The 17,593-nt window shown below is 38.6% G+C and carries 11 protein-coding genes and 3 tRNA genes; 7 read left to right on the top strand and 7 right to left on the bottom strand.

From position 1 onward, the window contains the following. The first annotated feature begins 51 nt into the window (after positions 1 to 51). The 5 genes from ACHLI0_RS02060 to ACHLI0_RS02040 all read left to right on the top strand — a co-directional run bounded on the left by ACHLI0_RS02060 (position 52) and on the right by ACHLI0_RS02040 (position 5,324). Positions 52 to 828 (top strand): AMP nucleosidase, encoded by a 777-nt coding sequence (locus tag ACHLI0_RS02060; protein WP_008761555.1) that lies wholly within the window; start codon positions 52 to 54, stop codon positions 826 to 828. Between the two features lie 25 nt (positions 829 to 853). Further along, the gene (holA, locus tag ACHLI0_RS02055; protein WP_055217891.1) at positions 854 to 1,873 is read left to right on the top strand and encodes a DNA polymerase III subunit delta; all 1,020 of its coding nucleotides are present in this window, start codon (positions 854 to 856) and stop codon (positions 1,871 to 1,873) included. Between the two features lie 1,229 nt (positions 1,874 to 3,102). Continuing rightward, complete coding sequence (locus ACHLI0_RS02050) at positions 3,103 to 3,573, top strand: helix-turn-helix domain-containing protein (protein ID WP_032813412.1); 471 nt, start codon at positions 3,103 to 3,105, stop codon at positions 3,571 to 3,573. 75 nt (positions 3,574 to 3,648) lie between these two features. Next, positions 3,649 to 4,425: a dihydroorotate dehydrogenase electron transfer subunit gene (locus ACHLI0_RS02045; protein WP_008765719.1), complete on the top strand. Its 777-nt coding sequence runs from the start codon at positions 3,649 to 3,651 to the stop codon at positions 4,423 to 4,425. Continuing rightward, positions 4,413 to 5,324 (top strand): dihydroorotate dehydrogenase, encoded by a 912-nt coding sequence (locus tag ACHLI0_RS02040; protein WP_022472029.1) that lies wholly within the window; start codon positions 4,413 to 4,415, stop codon positions 5,322 to 5,324. Before ACHLI0_RS02045 ends, ACHLI0_RS02040 begins: the two co-directional genes overlap by 13 nt. A gap of 218 nt (positions 5,325 to 5,542) precedes the next feature. Here the strand turns inward: ACHLI0_RS02040 and trmD are convergent, their stop codons facing one another. Further along, positions 5,543 to 6,220, bottom strand: a complete 678-nt coding sequence (gene trmD / locus ACHLI0_RS02035) for a tRNA (guanosine(37)-N1)-methyltransferase TrmD (RefSeq protein WP_490748342.1) — start codon at positions 6,218 to 6,220, stop codon at positions 5,543 to 5,545. Positions 6,221 to 6,296: 76 nt separating this feature from the next. On the opposite strand from trmD, the gene ligA reads away from it, so the two are divergent. Together ligA and dapA are read left to right on the top strand one after the other, a co-directional pair. Beyond that, positions 6,297 to 8,297 carry an NAD-dependent DNA ligase LigA gene (gene ligA, locus ACHLI0_RS02030; RefSeq protein WP_202572529.1) on the top strand — a complete coding sequence of 667 codons (2,001 nt, stop codon included), beginning with the start codon at positions 6,297 to 6,299 and terminating at the stop codon, positions 8,295 to 8,297. Positions 8,298 to 8,356: 59 nt separating this feature from the next. Further along, positions 8,357 to 9,250 carry a 4-hydroxy-tetrahydrodipicolinate synthase gene (gene dapA, locus ACHLI0_RS02025; RefSeq protein ID WP_008761561.1) on the top strand — a complete coding sequence of 298 codons (894 nt, stop codon included), beginning with the start codon at positions 8,357 to 8,359 and terminating at the stop codon, positions 9,248 to 9,250. 539 nt (positions 9,251 to 9,789) lie between these two features. On the opposite strand, the gene ACHLI0_RS02020 is transcribed toward dapA, so the two are convergent. The 6 genes from ACHLI0_RS02020 to ACHLI0_RS01995 form a co-directional block, all read right to left on the bottom strand. Beyond that, positions 9,790 to 9,866 (bottom strand) — tRNA-Arg (locus ACHLI0_RS02020). 26 nt (positions 9,867 to 9,892) lie between these two features. Further along, a tRNA-Arg gene (locus ACHLI0_RS02015) sits at positions 9,893 to 9,966 on the bottom strand. A gap of 20 nt (positions 9,967 to 9,986) precedes the next feature. Further along, positions 9,987 to 10,060, bottom strand: a tRNA-Arg gene (locus ACHLI0_RS02010). A gap of 79 nt (positions 10,061 to 10,139) precedes the next feature. Continuing rightward, on the bottom strand, positions 10,140 to 12,440 hold the full coding sequence (locus ACHLI0_RS02005; protein ID WP_234117840.1) for a patatin-like phospholipase family protein: 2,301 nt from the start codon (positions 12,438 to 12,440) through the stop codon (positions 10,140 to 10,142). Between the two features lie 169 nt (positions 12,441 to 12,609). Then, on the bottom strand, positions 12,610 to 14,655 hold the full coding sequence (gene htpG, locus ACHLI0_RS02000; protein WP_490748341.1) for a molecular chaperone HtpG: 2,046 nt from the start codon (positions 14,653 to 14,655) through the stop codon (positions 12,610 to 12,612). A gap of 139 nt (positions 14,656 to 14,794) precedes the next feature. Beyond that, the gene (locus ACHLI0_RS01995; RefSeq protein ID WP_490748340.1) at positions 14,795 to 17,320 is read right to left on the bottom strand and encodes an ATP-dependent Clp protease ATP-binding subunit; all 2,526 of its coding nucleotides are present in this window, start codon (positions 17,318 to 17,320) and stop codon (positions 14,795 to 14,797) included. Positions 17,321 to 17,593 lie beyond the last annotated feature (273 nt).

The following is a 17,593-nucleotide window of genomic DNA, read 5'->3' as shown; positions in this document are numbered from 1 at the left end:
TAAGTTAAATAACGGTTTCCATTATTGGAACCACAAATTTAATAGATAATTATGAAAACGAAAGAAGAAATCGTAGCTAATTGGCTGCCCCGTTACACAAAACGTAACCTGGAAGATTTTGGAGAGTATATTCTGTTGACTAACTTCAACAAGTACGTAGAGATTTTCGCAAATCAGTTTGATGTTCCTATTTTGGGTAGAGATGCCAATATGATTTCCGCTACAGCCGAAGGCATTACAATGATCAATTTCGGTATGGGGAGTCCTAATGCCGCTATTATCATGGATTTATTGGGAGCTATTCATCCGAAAGCCTGCTTATTTTTAGGTAAATGTGGTGGTATCGACAAAAAAAATCAAATTGGCGATTTAATTCTTCCCATTGCCGCTATTCGTGGTGAAGGAACATCCAATGATTATTTTCCACCTGAAGTTCCCGCTTTGCCTGCATTTATGTTGCAGCGTGCTGTTTCTTCGTCCATTCGTGACTATGGCCGTGATTATTGGACAGGTACCGTCTACACCACCAATCGCCGTATTTGGGAGCATGACGAAGCATTCAAGGAGTATCTGAAAAAGACACGTGCGATGGCGGTTGATATGGAAACGGCCACTTTGTTCAGCTGTGGCTTTGCCAATCATATTCCGACAGGAGCATTGTTATTGGTATCTGACCAGCCTATGACTCCGGATGGAGTGAAAACTGATAAAAGCGATAATTTGGTTACCAAGAACTATGTAGAAGAGCATGTTGAGATTGGTATCGCTTCTCTGCGTATGATTATTGATGCAAAGAAAACTGTAAAACACTTGAAATTCGACTGGTAACTGCCGGTCTTTCTAAAAAATATATATGGCAAAACAAGAGCTGACCTGTGATGACATCCTCAAAGAACTGAGGGCAAAGCAGTATCGTCCCATCTACTATTTGATGGGAGAAGAATCGTATTATATCGATTTGATTGCCGATTACATTACTGATAATGTCTTGAACGAAACGGAAAAAGAGTTCAACCTGACTGTAGTGTACGGTGCTGATGTGGATGTAGCGACAATCATAAATGCTGCAAAACGCTATCCTATGATGTCCGAGCATCAAGTGGTGGTAGTCAAAGAAGCGCAAGCGGTCCGGAACATCGAAGAATTATCGTACTATCTTCAGAAACCGCTTCATTCCACTATTTTGGTGATATGCCATAAGCATGGAACATTGGATCGCAGGAAAAAGTTGGCAGCTGAAGTAGAAAAGACCGGTGTTTTGTTCGAGTCTAAGAAGATAAAAGATGCCCAGCTTCCGGCCTTTATTGCTTCCTACATGAAGAGAAAAGGAATAGATATGGAACCTAAGGCAACAGCTATGCTGGCTGATTTTGTCGGATCGGATTTAAGTCGTTTGACAGGCGAATTAGAAAAGCTGATTATCACTTTGCCTACGGGACAGAAACGTGTAACTCCCGAACAAATCGAGAAGAACATAGGCATAAGCAAAGATTATAATAACTTTGAATTGCGGAGTGCATTGGTTGAAAAAGACATTCTGAAAGCAAATAAAATAATAAAATACTTTGAGGAAAATCCCAAAACGAATCCAATTCAAATGACATTGTCTTTGTTGTTCAGCTTTTATTCAAACTTGATGTTAGCATATTATGCGCCTGATAAATCGGAGCAGGGTATTGCTAATATGCTAGGGTTGAGAACTACTTGGCAAGCTCGGGATTACGCAGTTGCGATGCGCAAATATAGTGGAGTAAAGACAATGCAGATTGTTGGTGAAATACGATATGCCGATGCAAAATCAAAAGGAGTGAAAAATAGTTCAATGTCTGATGGAGATATTCTTCGTGAATTAGTGTTTAAAATTTTACATTAGGAAAACTGAATACTCTAAATAAACAAAGGGCATATACTTTTACTGTAAAACAGATTAAGTATATGCCCTTTTTATATACTACAAATTAGTCGTGTCAAACTCATAACCAAATCTCCTTTTTCAGACGAATATTTTACAAAGGATCTGTTATTCTCTTTTTCTTGGCCTTTATGAAAATGGAAAGGAACTAGAAGGTCTTTTATTTTCCTTCTTTAAATTCTATTTTGGTAATTTCCCTCTTTTCTAGTTTTTGAGATTATGTTATATTCATTTTCTAAATTGAAAAAATCTGATTTTATTCAGACTATAAATATAGAATAGCAAATCGTATTAGCATAAATGGTTTTGCATAAATTGGAGGAATCATCTTTCTTCTCCTAAACTGATAAAATGTCATTTTGATAATTTGTGGGATAATTGGGATATTTTTCTGCTATTTTTCTAGTTGATCTTAATTTTGATATTGACAAAATAGGGGTAATTTATTGTAATACAATAAATTAATGCAATTTTAAAGCTTCTAGAATTGAAAAAAATCAATTGATCGACGGAATGTACGGAAATATGGCAAGGATTTACGATTTGCGAGGTACTTCAGAGAAAATGTAAAAGAAGATTTGAAGAGTTCTTAATATACATAAGTAAATAATGCATTTTATTCTTTGATTTATTGTTTTTGCAACTATTGGTATTTACGTTTGTGTAATTACGTCTGTATGCTTGTGGATTTTATATCTGTGAATGTTCTACAAATGTACAACGATAGAATGTATCACAAAAGTACACGGTCGGTTTTACGCTAGTGAAATAATATGTATAAATGTAATAGGAGAGTGATTAACATTCTGCTTTTTGTGTGTTATGTTATTGTATATCATATGAATATACTATAATATTGAATTATTACTCTAAAATTGCAGTTTGAATGAAGTGTATTTTTGTGAATTTCTTATTTGTTTGTTTTCTGTCGAAGATTATATCATTATAAATCAATATATTATGCTCTTTTGTTAAATTTAAAATATCATTGTATATTGCATCTTGTTTTGTACTATACAAACGTATTATTCCGATTGTGATAAATCATATACTTCTGTAATATTTATATTTTTATATTTGTAATTTGCATTTGTGATTTGTAATATTTACCTTTGTATATCCGTAGTGGTTATTGGTATTTTTGTGAAACCAACGTTTAATACATACAATTGTAACAAGAAAGAAGCTGTATGGAGATAAAAGACAGAATTAGAATGATAATGGAGAGAGAAAAAGTTCCTCCAAGAGTTTTTGCTGAGACAATTGGAGTCCAGCAATCTACTCTCTCGCATATTTTGAATGATCGGAATAAACCAAGCTTGGAGGTTGTAATGAAGGTACATCAGACCTATAATTATGTAAATCTTGAATGGTTGCTTTATGGTAAAGGCGAAATGATAGCATCTGCAGAAGATGCTTCTGCAGTTTCTTCCAATGGAGATTATCAGCCTTCTTTGTTTGATGAGAATCCTGTAAATCCGTCCAAAGAGACGATTAATCCGGAAAATCGCAAGGAAATGGCATTAAGAACAGCCGAAAATGCACCTAAAGAGATTGTAAAACAGGAGATTAGGTACATAGAAAAGCCTGCCAGAAAAATCACTGAAATAAGAATATTCTTTGATGATAATACTTATGAAACCTTTCGACCTGAAAAATGAGAGGTAAAATCGGTGGTTTGAGCAAATTCCTGTATCTTTGCACCGGAATACGAATTTATACTTTTATATCCATACATGAAGAAATTTATTTTAGATCTGACAGTTACTGAGAATATCAGATTGAATGCAAACTATGTATTGCTGAAATTGACTTCTCAGTCATTGCTGCCCGAGATGTTGCCGGGGCAGTTTGCCGAACTTCGGGTGGACGGTTCATCTACTACATTTTTACGCCGTCCTATTTCTATTAATTTTGTAGACAAGCGACAAAACGAAGTGTGGTTCCTTATTCAGTTGATTGGAGACGGAACAAGACGTTTAGCAGAAGTAAATTCGGGCGATGTGATCAACGTAGTACTTCCTTTGGGGAATGGCTATACAATGCCTCAAAAGCCTTCTGATAAGCTTTTGCTTGTGGGCGGAGGTGTCGGAACAGCCCCTATGTTATATTTAGGTGAACAATTGGCGAAAAATGGTCATAAACCTACCTTCCTTTTAGGAGCTCGTAGCAATAAAGACTTGTTGCAGCTGGAAGAATTTGCTAAATATGGAGAGGTATATACTACTACAGAAGACGGAAGTCACGGAGAAAAAGGATACGTCACCCAGCATTCTATATTAAATCAGGTACATTTTGAGCAGATTTATACTTGTGGTCCTAAACCGATGATGATGGCTGTGGCAAAATATGCCAAAAGTAATCAGATAGAATGTGAAGTTTCTTTGGAAAATACAATGGCTTGTGGAATTGGAGCATGTCTCTGTTGTGTGGAAAATACGACAGAAGGACATTTGTGTGTATGTAAAGAAGGTCCTGTTTTTAATATAAATAAACTACTATGGCAGATTTAAGTGTAAACATTGGTGAATTGCAGATGAAGAACCCGGTGATGACTGCATCTGGTACATTTGGATATGGTGAAGAGTTCTCGGATTTCATTGATATAGCGCGAATAGGCGGTATTATTGTAAAAGGAACTACTCTTCACAAACGTGAAGGTAACCCATATCCTCGTATGGCAGAGACTCCTTCCGGTATGTTAAACGCTGTAGGACTGCAAAATAAGGGAGTTGACTACTTTGTGGAACAGATATATCCTCGTATAAGAGACATTCAAACGAATATGATTGTAAACGTGTCAGGGTCTGCTATTGAGGATTATGTGAAAACTGCAGAGATCATTAATGAACTTGACAAAATTCCTGCTATAGAACTAAATATCTCGTGCCCCAATGTAAAGCAAGGAGGTATGGCTTTTGGTGTGTCAGCAAAAGGTGCTTCTGAAGTAGTAAAAGCGGTACGTGCAGCTTACAAAAAGACACTTATCGTTAAACTCTCTCCGAACGTTACTGATATCACAGAAATTGCTCGTGCAGCAGAAGAAAGTGGTGCGGATAGTGTATCATTAATCAATACATTGCTAGGAATGGCTATTGATGCGGAACGTAAACGTCCCATTCTGTCAACAGTGACAGGAGGAATGTCCGGTGCTGCTGTGAAACCGATTGCCTTGCGTATGGTTTGGCAAGTTGCAAAGGTGGTAAATATTCCTGTCATAGGATTGGGAGGTATTATGAACTGGAAAGATGCTGTTGAGTTTATGCTTGCCGGTGCTTCTGCGATCCAGATTGGTACGGCAAATTTTATAGATCCGGCTGTTACAATCAAAGTTGAAGATGGTATAAATAATTACTTGGAAAGACACGGATGTAAGTCAGTAAAAGAAATTATTGGTGCGCTTGAGGTATAATTGAAAACATACAATAACTCTTCGCATATAATATGAAAGAAAAATGCTATTTTACTTTTTAAGTATACTGAGTAAAATCAATGCCGGAATGATAGATGAAAAGAAGATTCCCAGTGCGAAGAGTAAAATAACAGATTTGTCTTTCTTGTAGAATATAAATAAAAACGACGGTGAAAATTCTCATATTTCTCACCGTCGTTTTTATTTACATATATCTTTTAGTCTTCCAGTAAGTCAGGGCGAAGTTTTTGGGTTCGTTCTAAAGATTGCTGTAGCTCCCATTCTTTTATTTTTGCTTCATGGCCGGATAACAAAATATCGGGTACTTTCCAGCCTTTATAGTCAGCAGGACGAGTATATACAGGTGCCGCCAACAGATTATCCTGAAAAGAATCAGAAAGTGCCGATTGTTCGTCTGAAATCACTCCGGGGATGATACGGACAATTGCGTCCGCCATGACTGCTGCTGCCAGTTCGCCTCCTGTCAGCACATAATCTCCGATACTGATTTCTTTGGTGATCAGGTGTTCACGGATACGATAATCAATACCTTTGAAATGTCCGCAAAGGATAATCAGGTTTTGGGCCAAAGAAAGGCTGTTGGCCATTGGCTGATTGAACTGTTCTCCGTCGGGGGTCGTAAAAATCACTTCATCATAGTCGCGTTCAGCCTTCAGAGCGTTAATGCAGCGTTCGATAGGCTCTATCTTCATGACCATGCCGGCGAATCCGCCAAAAGGATAATCATCGACACGACGATATTTTTCTTCGGTATAATCGCGCAGATTGTGGATATGTATTTCTGCAAGTCCCTTATCCTGAGCTCGTTTCATGATGGAGCAATTGAAGAAGCCTTCAATCATCTCGGGTAAAACTGTTATAATATCAATACGCATAATCTTTATAATTTTTCGCAAAAGTACAAATATTCAAAGATAAACCTGTATTTTTGCCTTAAACAATCGAAGAAATATGGATATAAAGGAAAAAATAGAGGAATTGCGTGCTGAACTTCATCGGCACAACTATAATTATTACGTTTTGAATGCTCCCGAAATTTCAGATAAGGAGTTTGATGATAAGATGCGTGAACTCCAGGATCTGGAGCTGGCACATCCGGAATATAAAGATGAAAATTCGCCCACTATGCGTGTCGGCAGTGACATTAACAAGAATTTCACGCAGGTTGCACATAAATACCCCATGTTGTCTTTGGCAAATACGTATTCTGAAGGCGAAGTTACAGATTTTTATGAGCGTGTACGAAAAGCGTTGAATGAGGATTTTGAGATTTGCTGTGAGATGAAATATGATGGTACTTCCATTTCTTTGACCTACGAAGATGGAAAACTGGTTCGTGCTGTTACACGCGGAGATGGAGAAAAGGGCGATGATGTGACAGATAACGTAAAGACAATCCGTTCTATTCCACTTGTACTCCATGGTGACAATTATCCTTCTTCTTTTGAGATTCGTGGGGAAATCCTTATGCCCTGGGAAGTATTTGAGGAGTTGAACCGCGAAAAAGAAGCACGTGAGGAGCCGCTTTTCGCTAATCCGAGAAATGCGGCCTCAGGAACATTGAAGCTTCAGAATTCTTCTATTGTAGCTTCTCGCAAGCTGGATGCGTATTTATATTATCTTTTGGGAGATAATCTGCCTTGTGACGGACATTATGAAAATCTTCAGGAAGCCGCAAAATGGGGATTTAAAATCTCAGATTTGATGCGTAAATGTCAGACATTGGAAGAGGTTTTTGAATTTATCAATTATTGGGATGTAGAACGAAAGAATCTGCCTGTAGCTACTGATGGAATCGTCTTGAAGGTAAATAGTCTGAGACAACAAAAGAATCTCGGTTTTACGGCGAAATCTCCCAGATGGGCGATTGCCTATAAATTTCAGGCAGAACGTGCATTGACACGGTTGAATATGGTAACTTATCAGGTAGGCAGAACAGGTGCTGTCACTCCTGTTGCCAACTTAGATGCTGTTCAGCTATCCGGAACGATTGTCAAACGTGCCTCATTGCATAATGCGGACATTATCGAAGGGCTTGATCTGCATATCGGAGATATGGTTTATGTAGAAAAAGGTGGTGAGATCATTCCTAAAATTACAGGAGTGGATAAAGATGCCCGTAGTTTTATGCTTGGTGAAAAGGTCAGATTTATTACCAATTGCCCCGAATGTGGCAGCAAATTAATTAGATATGAAGGCGAAGCTGCCCATTATTGTCCTAATGAAACTGCATGTCCCCCTCAGATTAAAGGTAAAATAGAGCATTTTATTAGTCGGAAAGCCATGAATATTGATGGATTGGGTCCTGAAACGGTGGATATGTTCTATCGTTTGGGATTGATTCATAATACGGCGGATTTGTATGAATTGAAAGCCGATGATATCAAAGGGTTGGATCGTATGGGAGAAAAATCTGCTGAGAATATTATTACGGGGATTGAGCAGAGTAAGACAGTTCCTTTTGAACGTGTCATCTTTGCTTTGGGAATTCGGTTTGTTGGCGAGACGGTAGCAAAGAAAATAGCCAAGTCGTTCGGGGACATTGACGAGCTGCGACAGGCTGACCTTGAAAAGCTGATAAGTATCGATGAAATCGGGGAAAAAATAGCGCGAAGCATTCTTCTGTATTTCTCAAATGAGTCTAACCGAGAGTTAGTTGGCAGGTTAAAAGAGGCTGGGTTACAGCTCTATCGTACAGAAGAAGATATGAGTGGATATACGGATAAATTAGCCGGTCAGTCTATTGTGATCAGCGGCGTATTTACGCATCATTCACGGGACGAATATAAAGATCTTATTGAGAAAAATGGCGGTAAGAATGTGGGAAGTATCTCTGCTAAGACCAGTTTTATCCTTGCCGGTGACAATATGGGGCCAGCCAAACTGGAAAAAGCAAAAAAACTTGGAGTAACCATACTAAGCGAGGACGAATTTCTGAAACTTATATCGTAAGATATGAAAAATATTCGTACTTTTGCGCCTAATAAAATTAGAGATTATAATTAAAACTCATGATACAGACTAAATTGAAAGGAATGGGGGTAGCACTGATTACTCCTTTCAAAGAGGATGAAAGCGTTGATTATGATGCGTTGATGCGTTTGGTAGACTATCTATTGCAGAATAATGCGGATTTCTTGTGTGTGCTGGGGACTACAGCCGAAACACCGACTCTTACCGAAGAAGAGAAGAAAACCATCAAAAAGATGGTGATTGACCGCGTTAACGGAAGAATTCCTATTTTGCTGGGTGTAGGCGGTAACAATACACGTGCAATAGTAGAAACATTGAAAAATGACGATTTTACAGGAGTTGACGCTATATTGTCTGTAGTGCCATATTATAATAAGCCATCGCAAGAGGGAATTTATCAGCATTATAAAGCCATATCGGAAGCTACGGAACTTCCTATCGTGTTGTATAATGTGCCGGGGCGTACAGGAGTAAATATGACTGCTGAGACGACCTTGCGCATTGCTCGTAATTTTAGTAATGTAATCGCTATTAAAGAAGCTTCCGGTAATATTACTCAAATGGATGACATTATCAAGAATAAACCGGATAATTTCAATGTTATTTCCGGTGATGACGGTATTACTTTTCCGTTAATAACCTTGGGAGCTGTTGGAGTGATCTCTGTAATCGGCAATGCTTTCCCGCGTGAATTCAGCCGTATGACACGTTTGGCGCTTCAAGGTGATTTTGCTAATGCACTCACTATTCATCATCGATTTACTGAGCTATTTGATCTTTTGTTTGTGGATGGAAATCCGGCAGGAGTAAAATCCATGCTGAATGCAATGGGGATGATTGAAAATAAACTTCGATTGCCGTTGGTTCCGACTCGAATTACGACATTTGAGGCAATACGTAAAGTCTTGAACGAACTGAATATTAAATGCTGATCTGATACTGAGAAGTATCGATTCTCCATACATTTTATAAATAGGTATTCCCCCTTCACCTTTTTGTCATGCCTCCCATGAACAGGCAGATACAAGGTGAAGGGGGATTTTTTTTAGTTCTTTCTATTTTTTGCTATTAGCATAATTTGATTAGCTAATAGCAAAATCCGATAACCTAATAGCATATTTGATAACCTAATGTAGTATAAAAGTGAAACGCTTTCCCTTCATCCTGTATCCGCTTGTTTATAGTGGTTTCGAGCAAAAGGTGAAGATGAAAGTGCATTGTTTGAACATACGTTGCCATGCACTTTTTAAACTTCCCAATGTTTGAAAGTAAACTTCTTGATATTTGAAAATAACTATTAAAGTGTTTTTATAAAACATCCTATTGATTGTACATAATCATACAGTCGTTTGATGTGAAATGACCGCTCGATTTAGATAAAATAACCGCTTAATTTTTTTCTCGTGATGCAGGATTTCTTCGATGGAATGGGGTAAAAAACAAAATCCTCCACAAAGAATGCAGAGGACTTTGGTGATCGCGACAGGATTCAAACCTGTAACCGGCTGATCCGTAGTCAGCTACTCTATTCAGTTGAGCTACGCGACCTTGTTAAATGTTGGTAGAAGTAGAAGTGACCGCGACAGGATTCAAACCTGTAACCGGCTGATCCGTAGTCAGCTACTCTATTCAGTTGAGCTACGCGGCCATTCTGTTTTTCCGAAAAAGTGATCGCGACAGGATTCAAACCTGTAACCGGCTGATCCGTAGTCAGCTACTCTATTCAGTTGAGCTACGCGACCATTGTTTCGTTTTAACGGGTGCAAAGATACGTACTTTTCCCGAATTAGCAAGCATTCGGCGACTTTTTTTTGTAGAAAATTATTCGATGAAACGGTAATTAAACAGTTGGAAACCGATACTTAACCCGACATTCCACTCCCTTCTCGGTGAGCTATAATGATTTACATAAGCAGAGATGTCTCCGAACGGTAATTGACACACAACAGAAATTTCTCCTAAATATTCGAATTTAGAGAAGGCTTTTCCATAATATGCCTTATTTAATGAGTTTCTTTCAATCGGATATATAGGCATAAAACCATAAAATTCACCTCGCAGATGGAACATTTGATTGAGACGATAGATGGGACGAATGCCGGCTCCCACAAATTGATTGGCGCGGAAAGCTTCATTATAGGTGAGTTTGCTATGTAGAGTAGGTGAAAACTCACCTGCTTGCATCATAGTCGCCGTATAATTCTCGGAAAAGTTCTTGGAAGCGTACAAAGCTTTTAAATACCATCCCAAAACCCAGTGTTCGCTCATCGTATGGTATTTTTCTTTCATATATGATAATTGCAGCCAGGAATGGTGTTCTTTATTTATTTGAACTCCTTTGGTCTCTTCACCTGGATAGAATCTTTCCCGTCCCATGAATATCTGTGCAACAAGAGCTTCTTTGTAACCTTGTGTCGGGTATTGCCGTGAATTAAGTGTGCTTCCATTGAAGCTGATAGAGCCGCCGAATAAATCATAACGGCTTCTGTCGAATCTGTCTTTCTCAAAATCGATAATATTTCTCTGGAAATATTTGTCTTCTATTCTGGCGATCCCTATTCCAAACTCAGCTCGTTTACTTAAAAGGAACGGTAACCCTACCTGAAGTTTAAGGAAGCGCTCGTCTTTCTGATTAAATGCCGGTTTGTCATTTCTGGAAAATAACTTGTCTTTTTTAAAATAATCGAAAGTAGTAATAGATGCGATAAAGCGGTAAGAGGTCGGGATCGCAGTAGAAAAGTCGATCTTAGCCATGAATTGTGCATTATTATAGACTTTCCCGAGTTGACCGTCAAAAAGAAATTCTTTCGCATAGTAATTTAAATCCTGATAGCTGAGTCCAAGATAAATCTGGTTCGAGTTGGACGTGGAAATATTCCCACCTAATCGTACGGCAAAATTATTTTCCAGTTTGACTTTTAAATGCAGGTCATACGTTTCATCCTCCGGATTATATACGGCGTGCGGGATGATTTCGGAAATCATGTTGTCTGAAAGCAGCCGGAAATAGCCTTCTTTCAAGTCTTCGTAAGTGAATTCCTTATTGTCAGAGCTATGAAATTCTTTTTTAATATATGCTTGTTGTTGGGGATTGGCTCCGTCAATAATGATGTTTTTGAAGCGTAATTCCGGATAGTTGCTTCGGTATACCATTCTTCTCAAACGTATATTATCCAAATTAACCCTCCTTTGTATACGGCTTTTTATAGAATCCATCATGCTTATGGTTCGGTTATATCCGATATCATGCAATTCATCTATTCGCTGAAAATCCATCAAGCTGACATTGTCATATTTGAATGTCATCAGAATACCCATTGAATCCGGAATAGAATAGTCGGTTTTTTGCATGACCATGTTTTCTATCTGGCTCATGAGGTCATTTTCCTTGGGTTTGGTGGGGTTTGTAGATACCACACTTCCAATTATAATATCCGGATGAAAATCGTCTCTCATAACGTCTGTTGGGAAATTATTGTAGATCCCTCCGTCATATGCCAGTACATTGTCAATCTCTATAGGCTTAAACATAAAGGGAAAGCTCATGGAAGCTCGGACGGCATCTCCCAAATCTCCGTTTCTCATTACGAGTTGCTTTTTATTGTAGACATCAGAAGCTATGCATCGGAAAGGAACGAACAACTTGTCGAAATCGCCTTTACACGAAGCTGTAGCGCGTGCATACAAATCTACAAAAACCAGATTCATCTGTATGGGATTTACTACGCTTGTGGGCAGAAATTGTGGTTTGAAGTTTTTTAATGAGTCTTTGAATGAGAAACGGATATTAAAAAACTCCGGTGTCGGGACATTTTTCTTGAAGTGGTATACGTATTTCTCTTCTATTTGTCCAGAATACCATCTTTTAAAGTCTTCTGACTTCAATAATTCTTCCATATCATCAGGAGAATACCCCATCGCATAAAGAGAGCCGATAATGGCTCCCATGGAAGTTCCTGTAATATAATCGATAGGAATGTTATTTTCTTCTAAGGCGCGAATGATGCCGATGTGTGTCAATCCTTTGGCACCGCCACCACTTAAGACAAGACCTACTTTTTGGGCACAGACAGTCGGCATGAATAACCATATAGCAATTAACACTAAAAGTATTTTTCTCATAACCCAAATCAAACAATTGAAGTATTTATCATTTAGTGTTCAAATATATACAATACTTTCCAATTTATCGATATTTTAGCGTTCGTTTTATGATGAAAAAAGAGCATTGCAACACGTTTTAGTGTTGAATGCTCTTTCATTGATTTATGTTATAAATAAAGGGGCGGTATTAAATCAGCTCAATACTGCGCTTCACGAAGTTGTTCAGAGCTTCACCTTTTAGCATATTGTTTTGCAATAAAGCCAGGTCGATGAGTTGACGGATTACCTTGTTGTTGCTGGCATATCCTGCAAAGATGCCTTCTTTTTTATTTTTCAGTTCATCCCATTTTTTATCCAGCTCATTCAATTCATCTTTCTCTGCAGTAGGAATATCTTCTTCCTTCTTGTCTTTTTGGCTGTCTTTTAGTTCATTGCGACGCTTGCTGACACTATTCATCTCTGTTTGTATAGGAGCTACTTCTGGGTGACAAGCTGCTTCTTCTTCGTCAAGCACTTGCTTGATAAGCTTATGGTCGGAGTTCAGAACCAGATTGAACATATCCGGCATCTCTCCATAGAAGCTCATTCCGGCCTGAATATTTGCCATTTCCTTCATACGACGCATATATTCGCTTTGAGTAATCATCACCGGAGCTGAATTGTCTCCCAATGCCTGTGTCATTACATTGAACTCAACTTTATCCATTTTGGGCAATTGGCTCTTGAAAGCAGTTGTGATAGCTTCTTGCTTTTCTCCTTCCAATGTCTCGTTTTTCTTGTCTTCTTTGATGATAAGGTTGTCGATAACATCGCTGTCTACACGGGTGAAGCGAGATTTCTCAAACTTCTGTTCCAACATACTTACCATAGCTACATCTAATTGACCATCCATAAGCAGAACATTGTACCCCTTGTTGGTGGCAGCCTCGATATAACTGAATTGTTCATCCTTATTATTAGCATACAAATAGATCAGATTTCCATCTTTGTCTGTCTGATTATCTTTAATAAGGGTCTGATACTCTTCAAATGTATAATGTTTGTTATCTGTATCGGTGAAAAGGGCGAATTTTTGCGCTTTCTCATAGAAATCCTCTTGAGTAAGCATGCCGTAATTGATAAATATTTTCAAATCATTCCACTTCTCTTCAAACTGTTTGCGGTCGTTCTTGAAAATCGATTGCAGGCGGTCGGAAACTTTCTTCGTGATATAGGTAGAAATCTTCTTCACATTCGAGTCGCTTTGCAAATAAGAACGGGATACATTCAATGGAATATCCGGAGAATCAATAACTCCATGTAATAAAGTCAGGAAGTCCGGTACAATTCCTTCTACAGAATCCGTTACATATACTTGGTTGCAATATAATTGAATCTTATTTTTATTCAGCTCAATATTGCTCTTTACTTTCGGGAAATAGAGGATACCGGTCAGATGGAAGGGATAATCTACATTCAGATGAATCCAAAATAATGGCTCGTCTGACATCGGGTACAACTTGGTATAGAACGACTTATAATCCTCGTCCGACAGTTCGCTCGGCTTACGAGTCCACAATGGAGTGGTATCGTTAATAATATTGTCTTCAGCGGTTTCTATCTGTTTGCCATCTTTCCATTCTTTCTTTTTTCCAAATGCAATGGGGACAGGAAGGAAGCTGCAATATTTCTTCAGAAGCTCAGAAACACGTGCTTCTTCGAGGAATTCTTTGCAATCGTCATCGATATATAAGATGATATCTGAACCACGATCTGTCTTATCTACTTCTTCAATAGTGAATTCAGGGCTACCATCACAAGTCCATTTTATAGCTTGTGCTTCGTCTCTGTAGGATTTGGTGATAATTTCAACCTTTTTTGCAACCATAAAGGCAGAATAGAAGCCTAAACCGAAATGTCCGATGATTGCATTTGCGTCATCTTTGTATTTTTCCAGAAAATCATTTGCTCCTGAAAATGCAATCTGATTGATGTACTTTTCTATTTCTTCTGCAGTCAGACCAATACCACGGTCGGAGATAGTAATAGTGTCTTTACCTAATTCAACGTGAATTGTCAGATCGCCCAGTTCACCTTTAAACTCTCCAATGGAAGCAAGGGTATTCAGTTTCTGAGTGGCATCTACTGCGTTAGACACTAATTCGCGAAGAAAAATTTCATGGTCACTGTACAAGAACTTTTTGATGATAGGGAAAATGTTCTCTGTTGTAACCCCAATATTACCTTTTTGCATAATAACGTATATTTTTTTGGTTTATTTATTAGAATGTTTTTAATTGATATTTGTTCAGATAGAGACAAAAAAAATGCCAGACCCTAAGGTCTGACATTCTGGCATATTTTATGACTTATCTTATTTAAGTAATCTTCTTTCAAGATGCAATAACTTTCATCTCCAATTCACCTTTCTCTTTATTCAGAGAGACTTGAATGACATCTTTTTCTTTCAGAGAAGAAGTTATAATGAGTTCTGACAGTCCATCCTCCAGATGAGTTTGAATAGCTCGTTTTAAAGGGCGGGCTCCGAATTGCACGTCGTATCCTTTTTCGGCCACAAATCTTTTTGCTTCATCATCAATAACTAGCTTATATCCAATAGATTCAATACGATCATATAGTCCTTTTAGCTCAATATCAATGATTTTCGTGATAGCTTCCAAAGAGAGTTGGTCAAATGTTATGATTTCATCGACACGATTGATAAATTCTGGCGCGAATGATTTGTTTAATGCTTTTTGTATAACACTTCGCGAGAACTCTTTATCATCCAGACGGCTTTGTGTAGCAAATCCTACACCACGTCCAAACTCCTTTAACTGGCGGGTGCCAATATTGGAAGTCATGATAATAACTGTATTTTTAAAATCAACCATTCTGCCATAACTGTCAGTTAGACGGCCTTCGTCCATCACTTGAAGAAGGAGATTGAACACATCCGGATGTGCTTTTTCGATCTCATCAAGCAAGACGATAGAATAAGGTTTGCGACGTACTTTTTCAGTTAATTGTCCGCCTTCTTCATATCCTACATATCCCGGAGGAGCTCCGACCAGACGTGAGACAGTGAATTTTTCCATAAATTCGCTCATGTCTATACGAATCAGTGCATCGGAAGAGCCGAACATATATTTTGCCAATTCTTTGGCTAAATGGGTTTTACCTACACCAGTCGGGCCTAAGAACATAAAGGTTCCAATGGGCTTATTGGGATCCTTCAATCCCACACGGCTTCTTAAAATAGCTTTAACCAGTTTCTCTATAGCCGGATCTTGTGCGATCACTTTCGATTGCAGATCCTCCTTCATGCCGGCTAGCTTAATTCCTTCGGCTTGCGCCATACGCTGTACCGGAATGCCGGACATCATAGAAATAACATTGGCAATTTCCTCTGCATCAACAGTCTGTCTGTTCTCTTTCAGGCTGTTTTCCCATTCCCGTTTCATTTTGTCCAACTGAAGCGTAAGCTCTTTCTCCTTATCTCGGAAACTGGCAGCGAGTTCAAAATTCTGCGATTTCACAGCTTCATTTTTCTTGCTTTTAGCTTCTTCTATGAGTTTTTCCTGCTCTTCGATTTCCTTGGGCACATTGACGTTGGTCAGATGTACACGTGATCCTGCTTCATCCAAAGCGTCAATAGCTTTATCGGGGAAGTTACGGTCCGTAATATAACGGTCTGTCAACTTGACACAAGCTTCCAATGCTTCATCTGTATAGTTCACGTTATGATGATCTTCATATTTATCCTTGATGTTACGCAGAATCTGAAGAGTTTCGGCAGCAGTAGTGGGTTCCACCATAACTTTTTGGAAACGACGTTCCAAAGCACCGTCTTTTTCTATATTCTTACGGTATTCATCAAGGGTAGTAGCACCAATACATTGTATTTCGCCGCGTGCCAATGCGGGTTTCAGCATATTGGCTGCATCCATTGAGCCGGCTGCAGAACCTGCACCTACAATTGTATGGATCTCATCAATGAACAGGATCACATTCGGATTCCTTTGTAACTCGTTGAGAATGGAACGAATACGTTCTTCAAATTGGCCACGGTACTTTGTTCCTGCCACAACTGCGGTCATGTCAAGAGCTACGACTCGCTTATCAAACAAGATGCGTGAGACTTTCTTTTGAATAATTCTCAAAGCTAGTCCTTCAACGATTGCTGATTTTCCTACACCAGGTTCACCGATCAGAATCGGATTGTTCTTTTTGCGGCGACTCAGAATTTGAGCCAAGCGTTCAATTTCCTTTTCTCTGCCTACTACAGGGTCCAAACGTCCTTCTTCTGCCGCTTTTGTCATATCTGTACCGAAATTGTCAAGTACAGGCGTGTCATTGGCCGGTTTTTTTGAAGCTGTTTGTGCCTGTTGCTGGCGTTCTTCCGAACCGCTTCCACCAGATCGGGGAGAAGACATTTCTTCATCATCATCGTCTTCCGGGAATCCCATACCGGAATTTACATCCGGTTGCAATGTGGCTTGTTCCAACACTTTCACGTAATTAACGTCATTAGCTTCGAGCACGGAAGCAGCCATATTGTTTCTTTCTCTTAGGATCGCTAACAAAACATGCTCTGTATCAGCTATATTACTTTTCATTCCACGTGCTTCTAAAATACACATTTTTAATATTTTTGCCGCGTCATTAGACAACGGTATCTCTGCATCAGGCAATAGCATATCATCAGCTTCTGTCTTCAGCCGAGCTTCAATCTGCTGCTTTACTGCAGCTAAATTGGTGTTGAGTTTTGACAATATCTCGATAGCTTTTCCTTCACCGTCACGAAGCATTCCCAGAAGTAGGTGCTCAGGTCCGATATGCCTACTCCTCAACCGGTTAGCTTCTTCCTTGCTATAGACGATAATGTCGGAAACTCTTTGTGAGAATTGATTATTCATACTTTTTCCTTTTCTTCTAAGGGGTTATTTACTGGCAAATATACGCATTTAATCAAGTTTGTATTGCATATTTGCTTTATTTCTTATATCTACAAATGGCGTGCCATAAAAACAAGGCTTTGTATTATATATATAAGGTATAACAAATATTACTCCCTGTTTTTCACAAATATGGTCTCCTTAATGGTAGTATTTATTCTTTTTCTCATTTCTTTTTCTAATATTAATGGTTAGAAGTCAATTCGTTCCTTGAAATTTTTAATTTTAATAACT

This window comes from Bacteroides sp. RCH18, assembly GCF_058231005.1.
The sequence above is the reverse complement of the archived record's forward strand: the minus strand, read 5'-3'. Positions and strand labels throughout refer to the sequence as shown.

Bases quoted from the DNA above. Each gene is read 5' to 3' on its own strand.
- ACHLI0_RS02040 (WP_022472029.1), top strand. From the start codon at position 4,413: ATGGCAGATTTAAGTGTAAACATTGGTGAATTGCAGATGAAGAACCCG.
- ACHLI0_RS02050 (WP_032813412.1), top strand. From the start codon at position 3,103: ATGGAGATAAAAGACAGAATTAGAATGATAATGGAGAGAGAAAAAGTT.
- dapA (WP_008761561.1), top strand. From the start codon at position 8,357: ATGATACAGACTAAATTGAAAGGAATGGGGGTAGCACTGATTACTCCT.
- ACHLI0_RS02060 (WP_008761555.1), top strand. From the start codon at position 52: ATGAAAACGAAAGAAGAAATCGTAGCTAATTGGCTGCCCCGTTACACA.
- ACHLI0_RS02045 (WP_008765719.1), top strand. From the start codon at position 3,649: ATGAAGAAATTTATTTTAGATCTGACAGTTACTGAGAATATCAGATTG.
- ACHLI0_RS02005 (WP_234117840.1), bottom strand. From the start codon at position 12,440: ATGAGAAAAATACTTTTAGTGTTAATTGCTATATGGTTATTCATGCCG.
- holA (WP_055217891.1), top strand. From the start codon at position 854: ATGGCAAAACAAGAGCTGACCTGTGATGACATCCTCAAAGAACTGAGG.
- ACHLI0_RS01995 (WP_490748340.1), bottom strand. From the start codon at position 17,320: ATGAATAATCAATTCTCACAAAGAGTTTCCGACATTATCGTCTATAGC.
- trmD (WP_490748342.1), bottom strand. From the start codon at position 6,220: ATGCGTATTGATATTATAACAGTTTTACCCGAGATGATTGAAGGCTTC.
- ligA (WP_202572529.1), top strand. From the start codon at position 6,297: ATGGATATAAAGGAAAAAATAGAGGAATTGCGTGCTGAACTTCATCGG.
- htpG (WP_490748341.1), bottom strand. From the start codon at position 14,655: ATGCAAAAAGGTAATATTGGGGTTACAACAGAGAACATTTTCCCTATC.